This is a genomic window from Streptomyces poriticola (assembly GCF_036689765.1).
GTDB classification, from domain to species: Bacteria; Actinomycetota; Actinomycetes; order Streptomycetales; family Streptomycetaceae; genus Streptomyces; species Streptomyces poriticola.
On record NZ_JBAGKH010000001.1, the window covers coordinates 358,807 to 373,850 of the forward strand.

Here is a 15,044-nt window from a genome sequence, read left to right on the forward strand (position 1 = left end):
TGCCGGTGGGTGCCGGGCGGACGTCGGTGAGGTGTCGGGAGTGCCGGGCGGCTGTCGGCCGGCTGTCGGTGGTTTGTCGGCCGGGGCTGGCACCGTCGGCGGCATGAAGCGAATCGACGGAAATCCCCCGGCCGCGAGCGCCGCGGTCACCGTACGGGGGTTGGTCAAGCACTACGGCGAGACCAGAGCGCTGGACGGCGTCGACCTGGATGTGCGCGAGGGCACCGTGATGGGCGTGCTCGGGCCGAACGGCGCCGGCAAGACCACTCTCGTACGCATCCTCTCCACCCTGCTGGCGCCCGACGCCGGGCACGCCACCGTCGCCGGCCACGACGTGCTGCGCCAGCCCCGGCAGCTGCGCCGGGTGATCGGGCTGACCGGGCAGTACGCGTCGGTGGACGAGAAGCTCCCCGGCTGGGAGAACCTCTATCTGATCGGGCGGCTGCTGGACCTGTCCCGCAAGGCCGCCCGCGCCCGCGCCGACGAGCTGCTGGAGCGGTTCTCGCTCACCGACGCCGCCAGGCGTCCCGCGGGCACCTACTCCGGCGGTATGCGCCGGAGGCTGGACCTGGCCGCGTCGATGATCGGCCGCCCGGCCGTCCTCTTCCTCGACGAGCCCACCACCGGCCTGGACCCGCGTACCCGCAACGAGGTGTGGGACGAGGTCAAGCGCATGGTCGGGGACGGCGTCACCGTGCTGCTGACCACCCAGTACATGGAGGAGGCCGAGCAGCTCGCCTCGGAGCTGACCGTCATCGACCGCGGCCAGGTCATCGCCGGCGGCGGCATCGAGGAGCTGAAGGCGAAGGTCGGCGGCCGCACCCTGCGGGTCCGGCCCGCCGACCCGCTGCAGCTCCGCCCGCTCGCCGGGTACCTGGACGAGCTCGGCATCACCGGGCTCGCCAGCTGCACCGTGGACGCCGAGCGCGGCTCGGTTCTGGTGCCGATCCTCAGCGACGAACAGCTCACCGCCGTGGTCGGCGCGGTCACCGCGCACGGCATCACCCTCGCCTCCGTCGGCACCGAACTGCCCAGCCTGGACGAGGTGTTCCTGTCCCTCACCGGCCACCGCGCCGGCGCCCCGCAGCAGCCCGCGCCCGCCGAGACCCGCGAGGAGGTCGCCGTATGAGCGCCGCCACCCTCACCACCGACGCCGCCCTCTCCCCCGCGGACTCCCGGATCCCGCTGCGCGCCCATCTGCGGCACACCGGCGCCCTGGTCCGCCGGAACCTGCTGTGGATCCGGCAGGACCCGGAGTCGATGTTCGACGCCCTGCTGTTCCCGATCGTCTTCACCCTGCTGTTCGTGTACGTCTTCGGCGGCTCCATCGGGCAGGCGCTGGGCGGCGGGCAGGAGGCGTACGTGCAGTACGTGGTGCCCGGTCTGATGGCCATGATGGGCATGACCATGGCCCAGGGGGTGGGCACCGGCTTCAACCAGGACTTCAACTCCGGGGTGATGGACCGCTTCCGGTCGCTGCCGATCGGGCGCGGCTCGGTGCTGTTCGCGAAGATCGCGGTGGAGCTGCTGCGGATGCTGTTCGCCACCACGGTGCTGATGGTCGTCGGGGTCCTGGTGGGCTTCGACATCACCAACTGGCCGGGGCTGATCGCCTCCGTGGGGCTGTCCGTGCTGTTCGGCTCGGCGCTGATGTGGATCTTCCTCACCCTCGGGGTGACGATGAAGAACGCCCAGTCGGTGCAGGCGATGGGCTTCCTGGTGCTGATGCCGCTGCAGTTCGGGTCGTCGATCTTCGCGCCGACCGAGTCGATGCCGGGCTGGCTGGAGACGTTCACCGGGTACAACCCGCTGTCCAACCTGGCCGACGCGGCCCGCGGGCTGATGACCGGCGGCCCGGTCGCGCACGACCTGTGGATGGTGCTCGGCTGGTCGGTGGTGCTGACGGCGGTGATGGCGCCGATCGCCGTCCACAAGTTCCGTACGAAGCACTGACCCCCGGGTCACACCAGGGCGGCGGCCTCATCGCCGGTGAGGCGGCCGCCCTCGGCGTACGCGGCGTCGTACGCCTCGGCGCCGAGCACCCCCCGCACACGTGCGGAAGCCCGGGCGCGGCAGTGCCGCTCCATCGCCGTCGTGCAGTGGGCGGGCGGCAGCACCGCAACGGCGGCGCCCAGGCACCGGGCGGCGTCCCGGGCCCGGTTTCCTCCGTCGACACCGGCCAGCGCCATCCCGGCGATGGTGAGGTGGGTGGAGCGCATCTGCGGGGCGATGGCCCGGGACAGCGGGTCCTCGGACCGCTCCAGCGCCTTGCGGACCTTCGCCAGCGCCTCCTCGTGCCGGTCCTCCAGCGCGTCCAGCCAGGCCTCCGAGCCGAGGATGTAGCCGTCGAAGACGGCGAAGTGGGAGAGGGCGAACTCCTCCCGCAGCAGCCTGAGCTGCTCGCGCGCCTCGGACAGCCGGTCGGTCACGCCGAGCCGCCCGGCGAGGAACAGCCGGGCCGCCGGCAGCGCCCCGTTGTGCCGGGCGTCCGACACGCTCTCGATGACGTCCCGCAGGATCCGCTCCCCGCGGACGGCCTCCGTCTCGTCGCCGGAGTCCACCAGGGCGCTGCCGAGGCGGGCGCCGAGGACGGCCACCTGGGCGTGGGCCCCTAGGCGTTCGGCGTGCTCGGAGGCGGCTGCGTAGTCGGTGGCGGCGAGCAGATGGCGGCCCTGGCGCTCATGGGCCTCGGCGCGCGCGGAGAGCGCCTCGGCGGTACCCCAGTCGTCGCCGAGCCGCCGGTAGATCTCCAGCGCCTCGTCGGCGTCGCGGGCCGCGTCACCGGCCCAGTGGGCGCGGTTGGCCAGGAGGTTGGCGCGCAGCTGCAGACTGCAGGCCAGCTCCCACTCGAAGCCCGGGGTCCGCCGGCAGGTGCGGACGGATGCGTCGAGGATGACGCGCAGCCGCTCCATGTCGCCGGTGAGCATCACGGCGTAGAACCAGAGCATGCCGGGGCTGCGGCAGGTCTGCGGCATGCCGGGCTCGTAGGTGGCGGTGATGGCGCGCAGCTTCGCCTGTGCCGCGGGCTGCTGCCAGGTCTCCAGCTCGGTGTCCATGCAGGCCATGTGGGCCAGGTGCACGCCCCGCCGGGCCTCGGCGAGCACCTCGCCGGTCATCGGGGGCGGTGCGGCGGTGCAGGGCTCCCGGAGCGGTGCGGCCGGGCGGACCGGCTCGGTGAACGGGTCCGGCCCCAGGGCCATCACCTCGCTGCACCAGCTGCGGGCCTCGATCCGCAGGTCGCGTATCTGCCAGTACCAGGCCAGGGACAGCACCAGGCACAGCGCCTCCTGCTCGTCGCGCTCGGCGACGGCGTGGCGCAGTGCGGTGCGCAGGTTCTCGTACTCGCGCTCGAGCCGCTCGATCGCGGTGAGTTGTTCCGGGCCGCGCAGCAACGGGTCGGTGGTGCGGGCCAGTTCGCGGTAGTACGTCAGATGGGCGCGGGCGGCGGTGTCCCGGCCGCCGGACGCGCCGAGGTGTTCGCCCGCGTACTCGGCGACGGTCTCCAGCAGCCGGTAGCGCATCTCCCCGTGGTTCGACGGGGCGGCGACCACCAGGGACTTGTCGACCAGGGAGCCGAGCGCCTCCAGGGCGGCCGGCCCGCACACGGCCTCGGCGGCGGCCAGGTCGCAGCCGCCGGCGAACACCGACAGGCGGCACAGCACGTCCCGTTCGGCGCCGTCGAGCAGGTCCCAGGACCAGTCGACGACCGCGCGGAGCGTCTGCTGGCGGGGCAGGACGGTACGGCTGCCGGAGGTGAGCAGCCGGAACCGGTCGTCGAGCCGCTCGGCGATCTGGCGGGGGGTGAGCATCCGCAGCCGGGCGGCGGCCAGCTCGATGGCGAGGGGCAGCCCGTCCAGGCGCCGGCAGATCTCGGCGCACGCCTCGGGGTCGTCGTCGACCCGGAAGCCGGGGCGGGCGGCGGCGCCCCGGTCGCCGAGCAGCCGCAGCGCGGCCGGTTCGGGCAGCGGCTCGACCGGGCGCAGCAGTTCGCCGGGCACGCCGAGGGGCTCGCGGCTGGTGGCGAGGACCGTCAGGCCGGGGCAGCGGGAGAGCAGCTCCTCGACGAGGCGGGCGGCGGCCCCGACGACATGCTCGCAGTTGTCCAGCACGATCAGCATGCGGCGCCGGCCGCAGTGCTCGACGAGCCGTTCGACGGCGTTGTCCGGCCGTTCGGCGACGGCCCGCATCTCCTCCGCCCCGGCGCCGTACAGCACGGTCTCGCGGGCGCCGAGGGCGGTGAGCACGGCCCCGGGCACATCGTCGGGGTCGTCGACGGGGGCGAGCTCGGCCAGCCACACACCGTCCCCGGCCGGGTCCCCGGCGGCCTCGGCGGCCTCCTGGGACAGCCGGGTCTTACCGGATCCGCCGGGCCCGAGCAGGGTGACGAGCCGGGCGCCGGACAGGTCCGCGCGAAGGGTGTCGAGGTCGGCGTCGCGGCCGACGAAGGAGGTGAACCGGGCCCGGAGGTTGCCACGGGGCGGCCGGGGCGGGGGCACGGACTCCCCGGACGCGGCCTCCTCGGACACGGACTCCCCGGACGCGGCCTCCCCGGGCACGGGCTTCCGGGGACCGGGATCTGCGGTGGGGGGCTGCTCCGGCCCGGGCCGGAGCAGCTCGGCGTGCAGCGCCCGCAGTTCCGGGCCCGGGTCGGAGCCGAGCCGGTCGGCGAGCAGGCGGCGTACGTCCTCGTAGGCTGCGAGCGCCTGCGCGGTACGGCCGGTGTCGCGCAGGGCGCGCAGCCGCAGCGTCTGGAGCGGCTCGTCCAGCGGGTGGGCGTCGCACAGGGCGGTCAGCTCGGGCAGCGCCTGCTCGGCGTGGCCGAGGCCGAGGGCGGCGGTGTGGCGGGCCCGCCGGGCGTCCAGCCGCCGGGTCTCCCAGCGGGCGGCCTCGGCGCTGCGGTCGGGCAGGTCGGCCAGGGCCGGGCCGTGCCACAGGGCGAGGGCGTCGTCGAGCGCGTCGGCGGCCTTGTCCGGGTCGCCGCCGGCCAGGGCGCGGGTGCCCTCCTCGGCGAGCCGGTCGAAGCGGTACAGGTCGACGTCGTCGGGCGGGGCGGCGAGACGGTAACCGCCGTCCGCGGAGGCGACCGCGTCCGCGCCGAGCGTCCGGCGCAGCCGTCCGACCAGCGCCTGCAGCGCCCCCGGCGCGTCCGCGGGCGGATCCCCGGCCCATACCTCCTCCACCAGCAGGCCCGCCGGTACGGTCCGGCCGGCGCGCAGGGCGAGCACGGTCAGCAGGGCACGCAGCCGCGCCCCGCCGACCGGGACGACGGTGCCGTCGGGGCGGAGGGCCTGAGTGGTGCCGAGGATGCGATAGCGCACGGGCCCATTGTCCCCGGTGACGGCACGGTTCCGCGCCCGGGTTTTGGCGGGCGGGCCGGGAACCGGTGGCCGCCCCCTGACGTTTCCCTCCAGGCACGGGTACGGTCGAGCCTTCCGCCGGGCCGGACCCGCCGTGCCGGACCCGCCCCGACAGCCCCAGGAGCCCGCCTCTCATGACCACCGCCACCGCACAGCCCAGTGACCGGCGGGTCAGTCCCGTGTTCGTCGGGATCCTGGCCGTCGCGGCGGTCACCGGATGGGCGACCTGGACCGGGTTCGCCGAGCTGCCGGGCGTGGCCGTGTTCCTGTTCGTGACGGCCGCCTGGGTCGTCTCCCTGTGTCTGCACGAGTACGCCCACGCGCGCACCGCACTGCACAGCGGGGACATCTCGGTCGGCGCGAAGGGCTATCTCACGCTGAACCCGGTGAAGTACACCCATGCCCTGCTCAGCATCGTGCTGCCCGTACTGTTCGTGATCATGGGCGGGATCGGTCTGCCGGGCGGTGCCGTCTTCATCGAGCGGGGCCGGATCCGGGGCCGCTGGCGGCACAGTCTGATCTCGGCGGCGGGCCCGCTGACCAACGTGCTGTTCGCGGTCGTGTGCACGGCGCCGTTCTGGCTGGGCGCGCTGGACGGCGTGCCGCGCGACTTCCGGCTCGCGCTGGCCTTCCTGGCCCTGCTCCAGGTCACGGCGGCGATCCTGAACTTCCTGCCGGTGCCGGGGCTGGACGGCTACGGGGTGGTCGAGCCCTGGCTGTCGCGCCGGGTGCGGCGGCAGGTCGAGCCGTTCGCGCCGTTCGGCCTGCTGTTCGTGTTCGCGCTGCTGTGGGTGCCGGAGCTGAACGGCGTGTTCTTCGACGCCGTCGACGGCATCCTGGGCAGCCTCGGGATCGGCGACGCCGAGACCTACTGCGGCTTCGAGCTGTACCGCTTCTGGCAGACCGACGAGCTCTGCTCGCTCAGCCCGTGACGGACGACGAGGACGGGTCGGAGGAGGCGGCGGAGGCGGCGGCGCGGTCGGTGTCCCGGCCGCGCTTGACGTAGTACCAGCACATGTTGGACGACACGCCTGCCATCAGCACCCACACCACGCCCATCAGCACACTGCCCCGGACGAAGGAGACGACGGCCGCGGCGACGGCGAGGGCGCAGACGGCCAGGGCGTAGCGGGCGAGACGGGGCATGGGAGGGGCTCCTCGGGGGGACACGGGCGGGCACTGCTGGTGCCCCCAGTGTCCCCCATCGCCTCATACGTCCGTGACGCGGAGCCCGGCGTGCGCCTTGTAGCGGCGGTTGACGGAGATCAGGTTGGCGACCAGCGACTCCACCTGGTGGGCATTGCGCAGCCGGCCGGCGAAGACGCCGCGCATGCCGGGGACGCGCCCCGCGAGCGCCTGGACGGTCTCGACATCCGCCCGTACCTCGCCCAGCACCATCACATCGGTGTCGATCTGCTCGATCTCCGGGTCCTGGAGCAGCACGGCCGACAGATGGTGGAAGGCGGCGGTGACCCGGCTGTCCGGCAGCAGCGCGGCGGCCTGCTCGGCGGCGCTGCCCTCCTCGGGCCTGAGGGCGTAGGCGCCCTTCTTGTCGAAGCCGAGCGGGTTGACGCAGTCGACGACGAGCTTGCCGGCCAGCTCCTCGCGCAGCGACTCGAGGGTCTTGCCGTGGCCCTCCCACGGCACGGCGACGATCACGATGTCGCTGCGGCGGGCGGTCTCGGCGTTGTCGGCGCCCTCGACGCCGAGACCGAGCTCCTCGGCGGCGGCCTGCGCCCGCTCCGCGGCACGCGAGCCGATGATCACCTTCTGGCCGGCCTTGGCGAGCCGGTACGCCAGTCCCTTGCCCTGCGGCCCGGTCCCGCCGAGCACGCCGACGACCAGCCCGGAGACGTCGGGCAGCTCCCAGGGGTCCTTGGCGGGGGCCTTCTGTGCGCCCTGTGCGGCACTGTCGGTAGAGGTCATGCGCCGACTCTACGTGCGCCCGCCGGAGCGGCCGGGGTCAGGTGAGCAGTTCCACCGGCAGCCTGCGGAAGGTGATCGTGTCGTACGGCCCGCCGGTGCCGGTCTCGTACAGCGGGCCCACGGTCCCGGCGTCGGTCCGGACCAGGTCGGAGCAGGCGGCGGGCAGCTCGTCCACGGTGTGCGCCGGGTGCCGGGTGGTGCCGCCGTCGGTGGAGGCGCGCAGCGTCATCCGGGCGCGGGCGTCCGGATCGGCGGGCCCGGAGATCAGCAGCACGCCGGGCTCGCGCAGCTGCAGGACGCTGCCCTGGCAGACGGGGCCGGCCAGGCCGGGCTGCATCCGGAAGGGCGTGGTCAGGGTGCCGCCGCCGTCCGCGGAGCGGGCGTCGGCGCGGGGTGTGGGGGACGACGGGGGCATGGTGCGGGCGTTGACGTAGAGACGGCCGTCGGCCACTTCCGCAGCGGTGGACTCGACGGCGCCGATGCGTCCGGCGGTTCCGTCGGCGGCCTGGCCGAGCCGCCAGGTGCTGCCGCGGTCGTCGCTGAGCGGACAGTGGCCGCCGTCGGGACCGCCCGCGCCGCCGTCGGCCGCGGGGCAGGGAGTGGCCGGCGGGGACGACGACACGACCGGTGCGCAGTTGGAGGGCGTGGCCGGGGGTGGTGGCGTACCAGCGCCAGGGCGGCTTCCTCACCTGCCGGGTGATCTCCGACGGGCCGGCCCAGGTGAGCCCGTCGTCGTCGCTGTGTGTCACCCACACCCGGCGCCCGTCCTCGGCGGAGACGTCGCCGCGGCGGACGGCGGCCTCGGTGGCGTGAGCGGCGTTGCGGACGTGCACCAGCAGGATCCGCCCGGTGTCCAGCACGACGGGGGCGGGGTTGCCTGCGCGGTCGTCGCCGTTCTCGGCGGCGAGGAGCGGCGGCCCCGGGTCCGGCCGCCGTCCGTCGGATCGCTTCACGACGATGTCGATGTCGCCGTGGTCGGCCGGCCCGCCGACGCGGCCCTCGCAGGACGCGAGCAGGGTGCCGGCGGCGGTGGCGACGACGGCCGGGATGCGGAAGCTCGCGTATCCGTCCTGGCCGGCCCGGAAGGGGACGGAGGGTTCTGCCGTGGGGACGGGCTCCTGATTCGCACCCGGTGGCCTGTCGGCATGCCCGGGTCGGGCGAATTCGCGGTGAACTCCGGGTCACAAGTGACTGGTTGCGGCAGGATGCGGCGGCATGGACGCCGTGAGGGTCGCGCTGCTGCGGGAAGTGCTCGCCGGGACGGAGTGGCTGGGGGCCACCCGGAGGTTCGCGGGGGCGCTGCGGGGGTCGGTGGTGGCCCACGGGGGCGGGTTGCTGCTGGTGGGCACCGCGGAGTACGAGCCCTGGCATCTGGCGGCGCACCTGGTGGACGAGGCCGCGTGGTCGGGGACGCCGGAGCTGGCGCCGACGCTGGTACGGCACGGTGCGCGGCCGTCGGACCCGGCGCATCTGGCGGTCGGTCCGGGACGGCTGGCGGCGGCGCGGCGCGGGGAGACGCTGCTGGTGGTGGCGGATCAGGAGCCGGGGGCGGGGCTGCTGGAGCGGGTGCACGACGTGCGGCGTGCGGGGGTGACGGTCCTGGCGCTGGGCGGAGGCGAGAAGGGACCCGGCGAGTTGGGGGCGATGGCGCACGAGGTGCTGGCGGTGCCGGAGGGGGGTGAGCTGGACCTGGACACGGTGCAGCATCTGGTGAGTGCGGCGGCCGGGGAGAACGCGGTGCCCCCGCGGGCGGCGGGCCGGGGGCGGTTCCGCGAGCGGCTGTCGCGGCTCGCCGATCAGCTGACGGCGCCGCCACCGCCCGCGGGCTGGTGAGCGGCGGGCGCTGCGCGGCTGCCGGGAGTGGGTCCGCCAGCCCGGTCCGGACGGGGTTGCCGTCCGCGCCCTCCCGTGCCGCCCTGGAGGGGCACCGCCCGGGGCGTTCACGGGCACCGGGGGAGGCACGGCTGCCCGCGGTGCGGCTGCCCGCGGGAGGTGCGGTGCGGCACAACCGCCCGCGGGCCGGGGGGCGTCTCAGTCGCTCTCCGGGCGCGGCGTGTCGTGCCACTTGGGGTCGGTTTCCCATTCGAGGTTGCGTTCGCGGGCCGTCCGCATCGCGTTCTCCGCCTCCGGGCGGGAGGCGTACGGGCCGAAACGGTCCTTGCCCGGGCAGTCCGGGCCCTCCTCGACCTTCTGGTGTTCCAGGCAGTAGTACCACTCGCCCGGCTTACCCGCCGTGCGCTTCTTGAACAGGGCCATGACCGGCTCCTTCCGCCAGGGGACATGGTCTCGTATGCCCGCTGGTTAGACTCGCTGGCATGTCTGGCCAGTCGCTGCTCGTTCCAGGGGAGCTCTCTCCCACCCGTTCCGTACCCGGAAACATCCGCCGGCCCGAGTACGTCGGCAAGCCCGCGCCGACGCCGTACTCCGGCCCGGAGGTGCAGACGCCCGAGACGATCGAGGCGATGCGGGTGGCGGGCCGGATCGCGGCGCAGGCGATGGCCGAGGCCGCGAAGCTCATCGCGCCGGGGGTGACCACGGACGAGCTGGACCGGGTGGCGCACGCGTACATGTGCGACCACGGCGCCTACCCCTCCACGCTCGGCTACCGCGGCTTCCCCAAGTCGCTGTGCGCCTCGATCAACGAGGTGATCTGCCACGGCATCCCGGACTCGACGGTGCTGCGCGACGGCGACATCGTCAACCTGGACGTGACCGCGTACATCGGCGGTGTGCACGGCGACAACAACGCCACCTACCTGGTCGGCGAGGTGGACGAGGAGAGCCGGCTGCTCGTCGAGCGGACCCGGGAGTCGCTGAACCGCGCCATCAAGGCGGTCCGGCCGGGCCGGCAGATCAATGTCATCGGCCGGGTGATCGAGTCGTACGCCAAGCGGTTCGGATACGGGGTGGTGCGGGACTTCACCGGCCACGGCATCAACAGCTCGTTCCACTCGGGCCTGATCATCCCGCACTACGACAGCCCGCACGCGACGACCGTGGTCGAGCCGGGGATGACGTTCACCATCGAGCCGATGCTGACGCTGGGCACCCACGAGTACGACATGTGGGACGACGGCTGGACGGTCGTGACGAAGGACCGGAAGCGGACGGCCCAGTTCGAGCACACGCTGGTGGTGACCGACACGGGCGCGGAGATCCTCACCCTGCCGTAGCCCCACCGGCCCCACCGGCCCCGGTTTCGTCCCGCTGACCCGCTCTCCTCTCGAGGGCGGGTCATTTCGTGTGTCCGGGGGTAGGCTTTTACCGACAGGACGTCGGCAACCGTATTGACTTAGGTAAGCCTAACCATAGAAGATCGGTGACATGGACTCCTTCTCGACGCTCATCCGCACCGCGTCACACGAACAGCACGTGGAGGCGGAGACCTCGACGTTCATGAGCGACATGCTGGGCGGCCGGCTCGGCGTCGACGCCTACGCCCGGTACACCGAGCAGTTGTGGTTCGTCTACGAGGCGCTGGAGAGCGGCACCGACCGGCTGGCGGCGGACCCGGTGGCCGGGCCGTTCATCCGTCCGGAGCTGATGCGGCTGGCCCCCCTGGAGCGGGATCTGGAGCATCTGCGGGGGCCGAACTGGCGGGCGTCGCTGTCCGCGCTGCCGGCCACCCGGGCCTACGCGGACCGGGTCCGGGAGTGCGCCGAGCGCTGGCCCGGCGGCTATGTCGCCCACCACTACACGCGCTATCTGGGCGATCTGTCCGGCGGCCAGATCATCCGCGACAAGGCGGAGCGCACCTGGGGCTTCGCGAAGAAGGGTCCCGGCGTCCGCTTCTATGTCTTCGACGGCATAGCGAACCCGGCCGCGTTCAAGCGCGAGTACCGGGAGCTGCTGGACGGCCTGCGCGCGGACGACCTGGAGCAGCAGCGCGTCGTCGCCGAGTGCAAGAAGGCGTTCGCGCTGAACACGGCCGTGTTCCGGGCACTGGGCGAGGAGTTCCCGCTGAGCGCATAGCGCACAGCGCACAGCACACAGCGCACAAGGCTCAGGCCGGCCGGCTCAGCGGTCCAGGAAGACGCGTCCGCCGATCTCCACCCAGTCCTCGGGCTGCGGCGCCGTGAGGATCTGGGAGCCCGCGCCCTGCGTGATGTTCAGGGCGCGGCCCAACTGCTCGGTGAGCAGCAGTGCCGCCGCCCCGGTCGCCTCGTCCTCGTCGATGCCGTCGTCACGGCCGGGGAACGCACGGGCCCGGACCCGGCCCGCCGCCTCGTCCTCCCATGCCCAGGCGTACTCCCAGTCCCCCGGCGGCGGTACGGCCAGCCCTTCGACCTCGGCGACGGTGGCGTACCGGCGCAGGGTGCGCGGCGGCGCCCACTCGGCCCGTGCCTCGATCCAGCTGAACTCCCCGTCCTGCCGGGCACCCACCACCCCGGCCGGGGTGACCAGTTCGGGCACGTCGAGCAGCCAGGCGGTGCCGACGCAGGGGTGGCCGGCGAAGGGCAGCCGCAGGGTGGGGGTGTAGATGTCGATGACGCCGCGCTCGGGGTCGTCGACGAACACGGTCTCGCTGAAGCCGAGTTTGGCCGCGCACCGCTGCCGGTCCTCGGGGTCCGGCAGCACGGAGCCGTCCCGGACGACGCCGAGCTCGTTGCCGTAGCCGCCGTTCGGGGCGCAGAAGACTCGTACGACGTCGTAGTCGGGCAGGATTTCGGTCACGGAGGCATTGAAGCAAACGGGGTGTGGGGGACGGATGTCCGTCCCCCACACCCCGTCGTCCGGTCGCCTACCGCTCCCCGGCCGTACGCCGCCTGCGCATCGCGAGCACCACGCCGGCCCCCGCCGCGACCGCCACCGCGGCGGCCGTGCCCAGTGCGCCCGCCGGTATCTCCGACCCGGTGGTGGCCAGGCTGCCGCCGGTCACGGCACCGGTGGTGGTGCCGGTGCCGCCGGTCGTCGAACCGGTCCCGCCGGAGGTCGTACCGCCGGCCGTCGTACCGCCCGAGCCGCCGGTCGAACCGCTGCCACTGCCGCTGCCGTCGGGCAGGTCCGCGTCCGCGTTCAGCGCCACCGCGAGGTCGACCGGGTCGAGGGCGGCGCCGGCATCGTAGAAGCCGCCGAAGGCCTTCGCACCCGCCTGCGTCAGGGTGGCCGCGACCCCGTCGACCGTGATCACGTCGTCCTCGGCCGTCAGGTCGGCGGACCCCGCCTCGAGGTCGGCCAGGACCACGTCCTGCGAGGTCTCGCCGAGACTGGTGACATCGGCGGTGAGCGTGCCGGAGCCGCCGTCGAGGCCGGCCTCGAGGTCGGTCAGGGTGAGGTCGAGGCCGTAACCGCCGTTCTTCTCGTGGCCCTTGAAGGTCACCGCGCCCTCGAAGGAGGCGGTCAGCCTGTCGGCCTCGGTGTCGTAGGTGCCGGTCGCGTCGGCGAAGGTGAACGGGCCGTTGTCCGCGGCCTGGCTCGCACCGCCCGACGTGGTGATCGTCCCCTTGGCCAGGGGACCGACGACGTAGGTGCGGAAGGACTCCTTCACGCCCCAGCCGAGTGTGCCGTAGGCGATCTCGCCCTGCGCCGGAGCCTCGCCCGGGGAGGCCGAGGGCTCCGGGCTGCCGCCGGGGGCGGGGCTGGTGCTGGTGCTGCTGGACACCGACGGGGTCGGCTCCGGGTCCGGGTCCGGGTCCGGCGACGAGGGCGTGGACTCGCTGGTGCTCGGGGCCGGCTCCGGCTCCGTCGGGGTCGGGGCGGGCTTGTGGGCCACCGTCAGCGGGTCGCCGGCCGCGCCCTCGTAGGACGCGGAGCCGAAGACCTCCGCGGCCTCGGCGGTGAGCGTGGTCGCCATGTCCGTCATCCGGCGGGTGACGGCGACGGTGGCGAGCGGTACGTCCTGGGTCGTGGTGCCGTCGCGGGTGACGTCGGCGGTGATCTCGGCGTCCTTGCTGTCGAACCGCACATCCGACAGGGTCAGGGCGAAGCCGTGTGCCCGGGACTCGATGGCCAGGCCGCCCCGGAAGGCCAGGTTCACCGTGTGGCCGGTGGATTCGTAGCTTCCGGTGCCGTCGACGAAGGTGAAGGCGCCGTTGCCGGGGGCCTGGCTCGCACCCTCGGTGAGGGTGAAGGTGCCCTTGGCCGTCCCGGTGACATAGGAGCGGTACGACTCCTTGATGCCCCAGGTCAGTTCGTAGTCCTCGAGCGGCGTCCCGGCCGCGGCCGCGCTGGTCGCACCGGCCGCGGCCAGGGCGGTGGCGCCGAGGGCGGCGGCCGTGGCGACGGCGACGGCGAGGGCGGTGGAGCGGCGTCGTCTGGCGGGCATGGGTCGATGTCTCCTCGGTGGGCGGTCCGTCTCCGGTGCGGGGACGGAACAGGGGGTTCAGCTCTCTTCGGGGGCCTCGGCGGCGGGGCGCGCCCGGCGTCTGCGGACCGCGACGGCCGCGGCGAGCAGCAGCAGGGCACCGGCCGCGAGGCCGACGGGCAGGGCGGGGAAGCCGGAGCCGTCGTCCGCGGCGGCGGCCACCGGTGCGGCCGACTCCGGTACGGCGGACCCCGGTACGGCGGGCTCCGGCTGCGGACTCGCGCTCTCCGTGGGTGCGCTGCCCAGGTCGGGCAGGGCGGGCAGTTCCGCGTCCGCGGTGAGGGCGACGGCCAGGGACACCGGGTCCATCTCGGTGCCGGCCTGGTACATCCCGCCGAAGGCCTGCGCGCCGCGGGAGGTGAGCTTCGCGGGCGCCTCGGTGACCCGGACCAGACCGTCGGCGGGCTCGAGGTCCTTCGCGGTGAAGGTGACCAGCGGCACCTCGGTGCCCTGGTACCCGGGGCTCTTCACGTCGGCGTACAGGGTGCCGGTGCCGTCCTCGACGGCGGCCCGCACTCCACTGAGCGTCAGGTCGAGGCCGTGGGCGCCGGTGAAGCGCACCGCGCCCCGGAAGGCGGCGGTCAGTTCGCCGTCCCGGTACGTCCCCTCGCCGCCGGGGAAGCGGAAGAGGGCACCGCCGTCCTGGGCCCCCGCGGTCAGGGTCCACCTGCCGTCGGCGATGTCGCCGGTGACGTACTCCCGGAAGGTGCGGCGCACGCCCCAGTCGACGGCGCCGTCGGCGAGGGGGCCGCCGGCGGCCCGGACGGGCGTGGGCGACCTGCCCGCCTCGGTGGGCGTGGCGGACGGCTGCTTCCGCTGCGCCGCGGGCCGGACGTCCGCGGAGAGGCTCACCGGGTCCAGGGCGGTACCGGCGGTGTAGTAGCCGGCGAAGGACTCGGCGCCCCGGGCGGTGAGGGTGGCGGGGACGTTGTTCAGGGCGACGGAGGTGCCGCCGCCGCGCATGTCGATCCCGCCGAGGGAGAGGGAGGCGAAGGGCACCTGTCGGGACGTCGTGACCGCCCCGGTGCCCTTCGCCCTGCTGACGACGTCCACATGGAGCGTTCCGGTCCCGCCGGAGATGCTCACCGTGGGGCGGCTGACGGTGAGGTCGAGCTGCGGGGCGCCGCCGTCCTGCTGGTGACCGACGAAGCGGACCCCGCCGGAGAACGAGGCGCGGAAGGCACCCGTGGCGCCGTCGTAGCTGCCGGTCGCCGAGTGGAAGCGGAAGGCGCTCCCGCCGACGGTTGCGGCACCGCCGGTGAGGGAGTAACTCCCCTTGGCGACGGGCCCGGTGACATAGCTCTGGAAAGTGGACCTGATGCCCCAGTCCAGCCGCCCGCCCTGCACGGTCCGGCTCTCGGCGTGTGCGGGGGCGGCCGGGAGCAGGGCCCCCAGAACGGCCGCGCACAGCACGGTCACCAGGGTGCGTAGGCGGGTGGGCATGCGGCATCCTCCGG

The 15,044-nt window shown here is 74.1% G+C and carries 13 protein-coding genes and 1 pseudogene; 6 read left to right on the forward strand and 8 right to left on the reverse strand.

From position 1 onward, the window contains the following. Window positions 1-103 precede the first annotated feature (103 nt). Both V5O46_RS01570 and V5O46_RS01575 read left to right on the forward strand, forming a co-directional pair. Entirely contained in the window at window positions 104-1,129 is a 1,026-nt protein-coding gene (locus V5O46_RS01570; RefSeq protein ID WP_332882521.1) for an ATP-binding cassette domain-containing protein, read from the forward strand. Further along, window positions 1,126-1,953 carry an ABC transporter permease gene (locus tag V5O46_RS01575; RefSeq protein WP_332882522.1) on the forward strand — a complete coding sequence of 276 codons (828 nt, stop codon included), beginning with the start codon at window positions 1,126-1,128 and terminating at the stop codon, window positions 1,951-1,953. Before V5O46_RS01570 ends, V5O46_RS01575 begins: the two co-directional genes overlap by 4 nt. A gap of 8 nt (window positions 1,954-1,961) precedes the next feature. Here the strand turns inward: V5O46_RS01575 and V5O46_RS01580 are convergent, their stop codons facing one another. After that, window positions 1,962-5,318 carry an AfsR/SARP family transcriptional regulator gene (locus tag V5O46_RS01580; RefSeq protein WP_332882523.1) on the reverse strand — a complete coding sequence of 1,119 codons (3,357 nt, stop codon included), beginning with the start codon at window positions 5,316-5,318 and terminating at the stop codon, window positions 1,962-1,964. A gap of 173 nt (window positions 5,319-5,491) precedes the next feature. Here V5O46_RS01580 and V5O46_RS01585 point away from each other — a divergent pair, with 173 nt between their 5' ends. Continuing rightward, window positions 5,492-6,289 carry a site-2 protease family protein gene (locus V5O46_RS01585; protein WP_332882524.1) on the forward strand — a complete coding sequence of 266 codons (798 nt, stop codon included), beginning with the start codon at window positions 5,492-5,494 and terminating at the stop codon, window positions 6,287-6,289. On the opposite strand, the gene V5O46_RS01590 is transcribed toward V5O46_RS01585, so the two are convergent. The 3 genes and pseudogenes from V5O46_RS01590 to V5O46_RS01600 all read right to left on the reverse strand — a co-directional run bounded on the left by V5O46_RS01590 (window position 6,279) and on the right by V5O46_RS01600 (window position 8,332). After that, window positions 6,279-6,503, reverse strand: coding sequence for a hypothetical protein (locus tag V5O46_RS01590; protein ID WP_332882525.1), 225 nt, complete (start codon window positions 6,501-6,503; stop codon window positions 6,279-6,281). The genes V5O46_RS01585 and V5O46_RS01590 overlap by 11 nt on opposite strands. Window positions 6,504-6,566: 63 nt before the next feature. Further along, complete coding sequence (npdG, locus tag V5O46_RS01595; RefSeq protein WP_332882526.1) at window positions 6,567-7,283, reverse strand: NADPH-dependent F420 reductase; 717 nt, start codon at window positions 7,281-7,283, stop codon at window positions 6,567-6,569. 37 nt (window positions 7,284-7,320) lie between these two features. Then, a pseudogene (locus tag V5O46_RS01600) lies at window positions 7,321-8,332 on the reverse strand (sialidase family protein). 166 nt (window positions 8,333-8,498) lie between these two features. On the opposite strand from V5O46_RS01600, the gene V5O46_RS01605 reads away from it, so the two are divergent. Next, entirely contained in the window at window positions 8,499-9,116 is a 618-nt protein-coding gene (locus tag V5O46_RS01605; RefSeq protein ID WP_332882527.1) for a hypothetical protein, read from the forward strand. Window positions 9,117-9,314: 198 nt separating this feature from the next. Here V5O46_RS01605 and V5O46_RS01610 read toward each other — a convergent pair whose 3' ends face one another. After that, the gene (locus V5O46_RS01610) at window positions 9,315-9,539 is read right to left on the reverse strand and encodes a hypothetical protein (protein ID WP_332882528.1); all 225 of its coding nucleotides are present in this window, start codon (window positions 9,537-9,539) and stop codon (window positions 9,315-9,317) included. 59 nt (window positions 9,540-9,598) lie between these two features. Here V5O46_RS01610 and map point away from each other — a divergent pair, with 59 nt between their 5' ends. Together map and V5O46_RS01620 are read left to right on the forward strand one after the other, a co-directional pair. Next, complete coding sequence (gene map, locus V5O46_RS01615) at window positions 9,599-10,456, forward strand: type I methionyl aminopeptidase (RefSeq protein WP_332882529.1); 858 nt, start codon at window positions 9,599-9,601, stop codon at window positions 10,454-10,456. A 151-nt stretch (window positions 10,457-10,607) separates the two neighbouring features. Further along, the gene (locus V5O46_RS01620) at window positions 10,608-11,255 is read left to right on the forward strand and encodes a biliverdin-producing heme oxygenase (RefSeq protein ID WP_332882530.1); all 648 of its coding nucleotides are present in this window, start codon (window positions 10,608-10,610) and stop codon (window positions 11,253-11,255) included. 45 nt (window positions 11,256-11,300) lie between these two features. On the opposite strand, the gene V5O46_RS01625 is transcribed toward V5O46_RS01620, so the two are convergent. The 3 genes from V5O46_RS01625 to V5O46_RS01635 all read right to left on the reverse strand — a co-directional run bounded on the left by V5O46_RS01625 (window position 11,301) and on the right by V5O46_RS01635 (window position 15,030). After that, entirely contained in the window at window positions 11,301-11,945 is a 645-nt protein-coding gene (locus V5O46_RS01625; protein ID WP_332882746.1) for a PhzF family phenazine biosynthesis protein, read from the reverse strand. 79 nt (window positions 11,946-12,024) lie between these two features. Then, window positions 12,025-13,548 carry an HtaA domain-containing protein gene (locus V5O46_RS01630; RefSeq protein WP_332882531.1) on the reverse strand — a complete coding sequence of 508 codons (1,524 nt, stop codon included), beginning with the start codon at window positions 13,546-13,548 and terminating at the stop codon, window positions 12,025-12,027. Between the two features lie 57 nt (window positions 13,549-13,605). Then, window positions 13,606-15,030 (reverse strand): HtaA domain-containing protein, encoded by a 1,425-nt coding sequence (locus V5O46_RS01635; RefSeq protein WP_332882532.1) that lies wholly within the window; start codon window positions 15,028-15,030, stop codon window positions 13,606-13,608. Window positions 15,031-15,044 lie beyond the last annotated feature (14 nt).

Bases quoted from the DNA above. Each gene is read 5' to 3' on its own strand.
- V5O46_RS01570 (WP_332882521.1), top strand. From the start codon at position 104: ATGAAGCGAATCGACGGAAATCCCCCGGCCGCGAGCGCCGCGGTCACC.
- V5O46_RS01635 (WP_332882532.1), bottom strand. From the start codon at position 15,030: ATGCCCACCCGCCTACGCACCCTGGTGACCGTGCTGTGCGCGGCCGTT.
- V5O46_RS01585 (WP_332882524.1), top strand. From the start codon at position 5,492: ATGACCACCGCCACCGCACAGCCCAGTGACCGGCGGGTCAGTCCCGTG.
- V5O46_RS01620 (WP_332882530.1), top strand. From the start codon at position 10,608: ATGGACTCCTTCTCGACGCTCATCCGCACCGCGTCACACGAACAGCAC.
- V5O46_RS01610 (WP_332882528.1), bottom strand. From the start codon at position 9,539: ATGGCCCTGTTCAAGAAGCGCACGGCGGGTAAGCCGGGCGAGTGGTAC.
- V5O46_RS01590 (WP_332882525.1), bottom strand. From the start codon at position 6,503: ATGCCCCGTCTCGCCCGCTACGCCCTGGCCGTCTGCGCCCTCGCCGTC.
- npdG (WP_332882526.1), bottom strand. From the start codon at position 7,283: ATGACCTCTACCGACAGTGCCGCACAGGGCGCACAGAAGGCCCCCGCC.
- V5O46_RS01575 (WP_332882522.1), top strand. From the start codon at position 1,126: ATGAGCGCCGCCACCCTCACCACCGACGCCGCCCTCTCCCCCGCGGAC.
- V5O46_RS01605 (WP_332882527.1), top strand. From the start codon at position 8,499: ATGGACGCCGTGAGGGTCGCGCTGCTGCGGGAAGTGCTCGCCGGGACG.
- map (WP_332882529.1), top strand. From the start codon at position 9,599: ATGTCTGGCCAGTCGCTGCTCGTTCCAGGGGAGCTCTCTCCCACCCGT.
- V5O46_RS01630 (WP_332882531.1), bottom strand. From the start codon at position 13,548: ATGCCCGCCAGACGACGCCGCTCCACCGCCCTCGCCGTCGCCGTCGCC.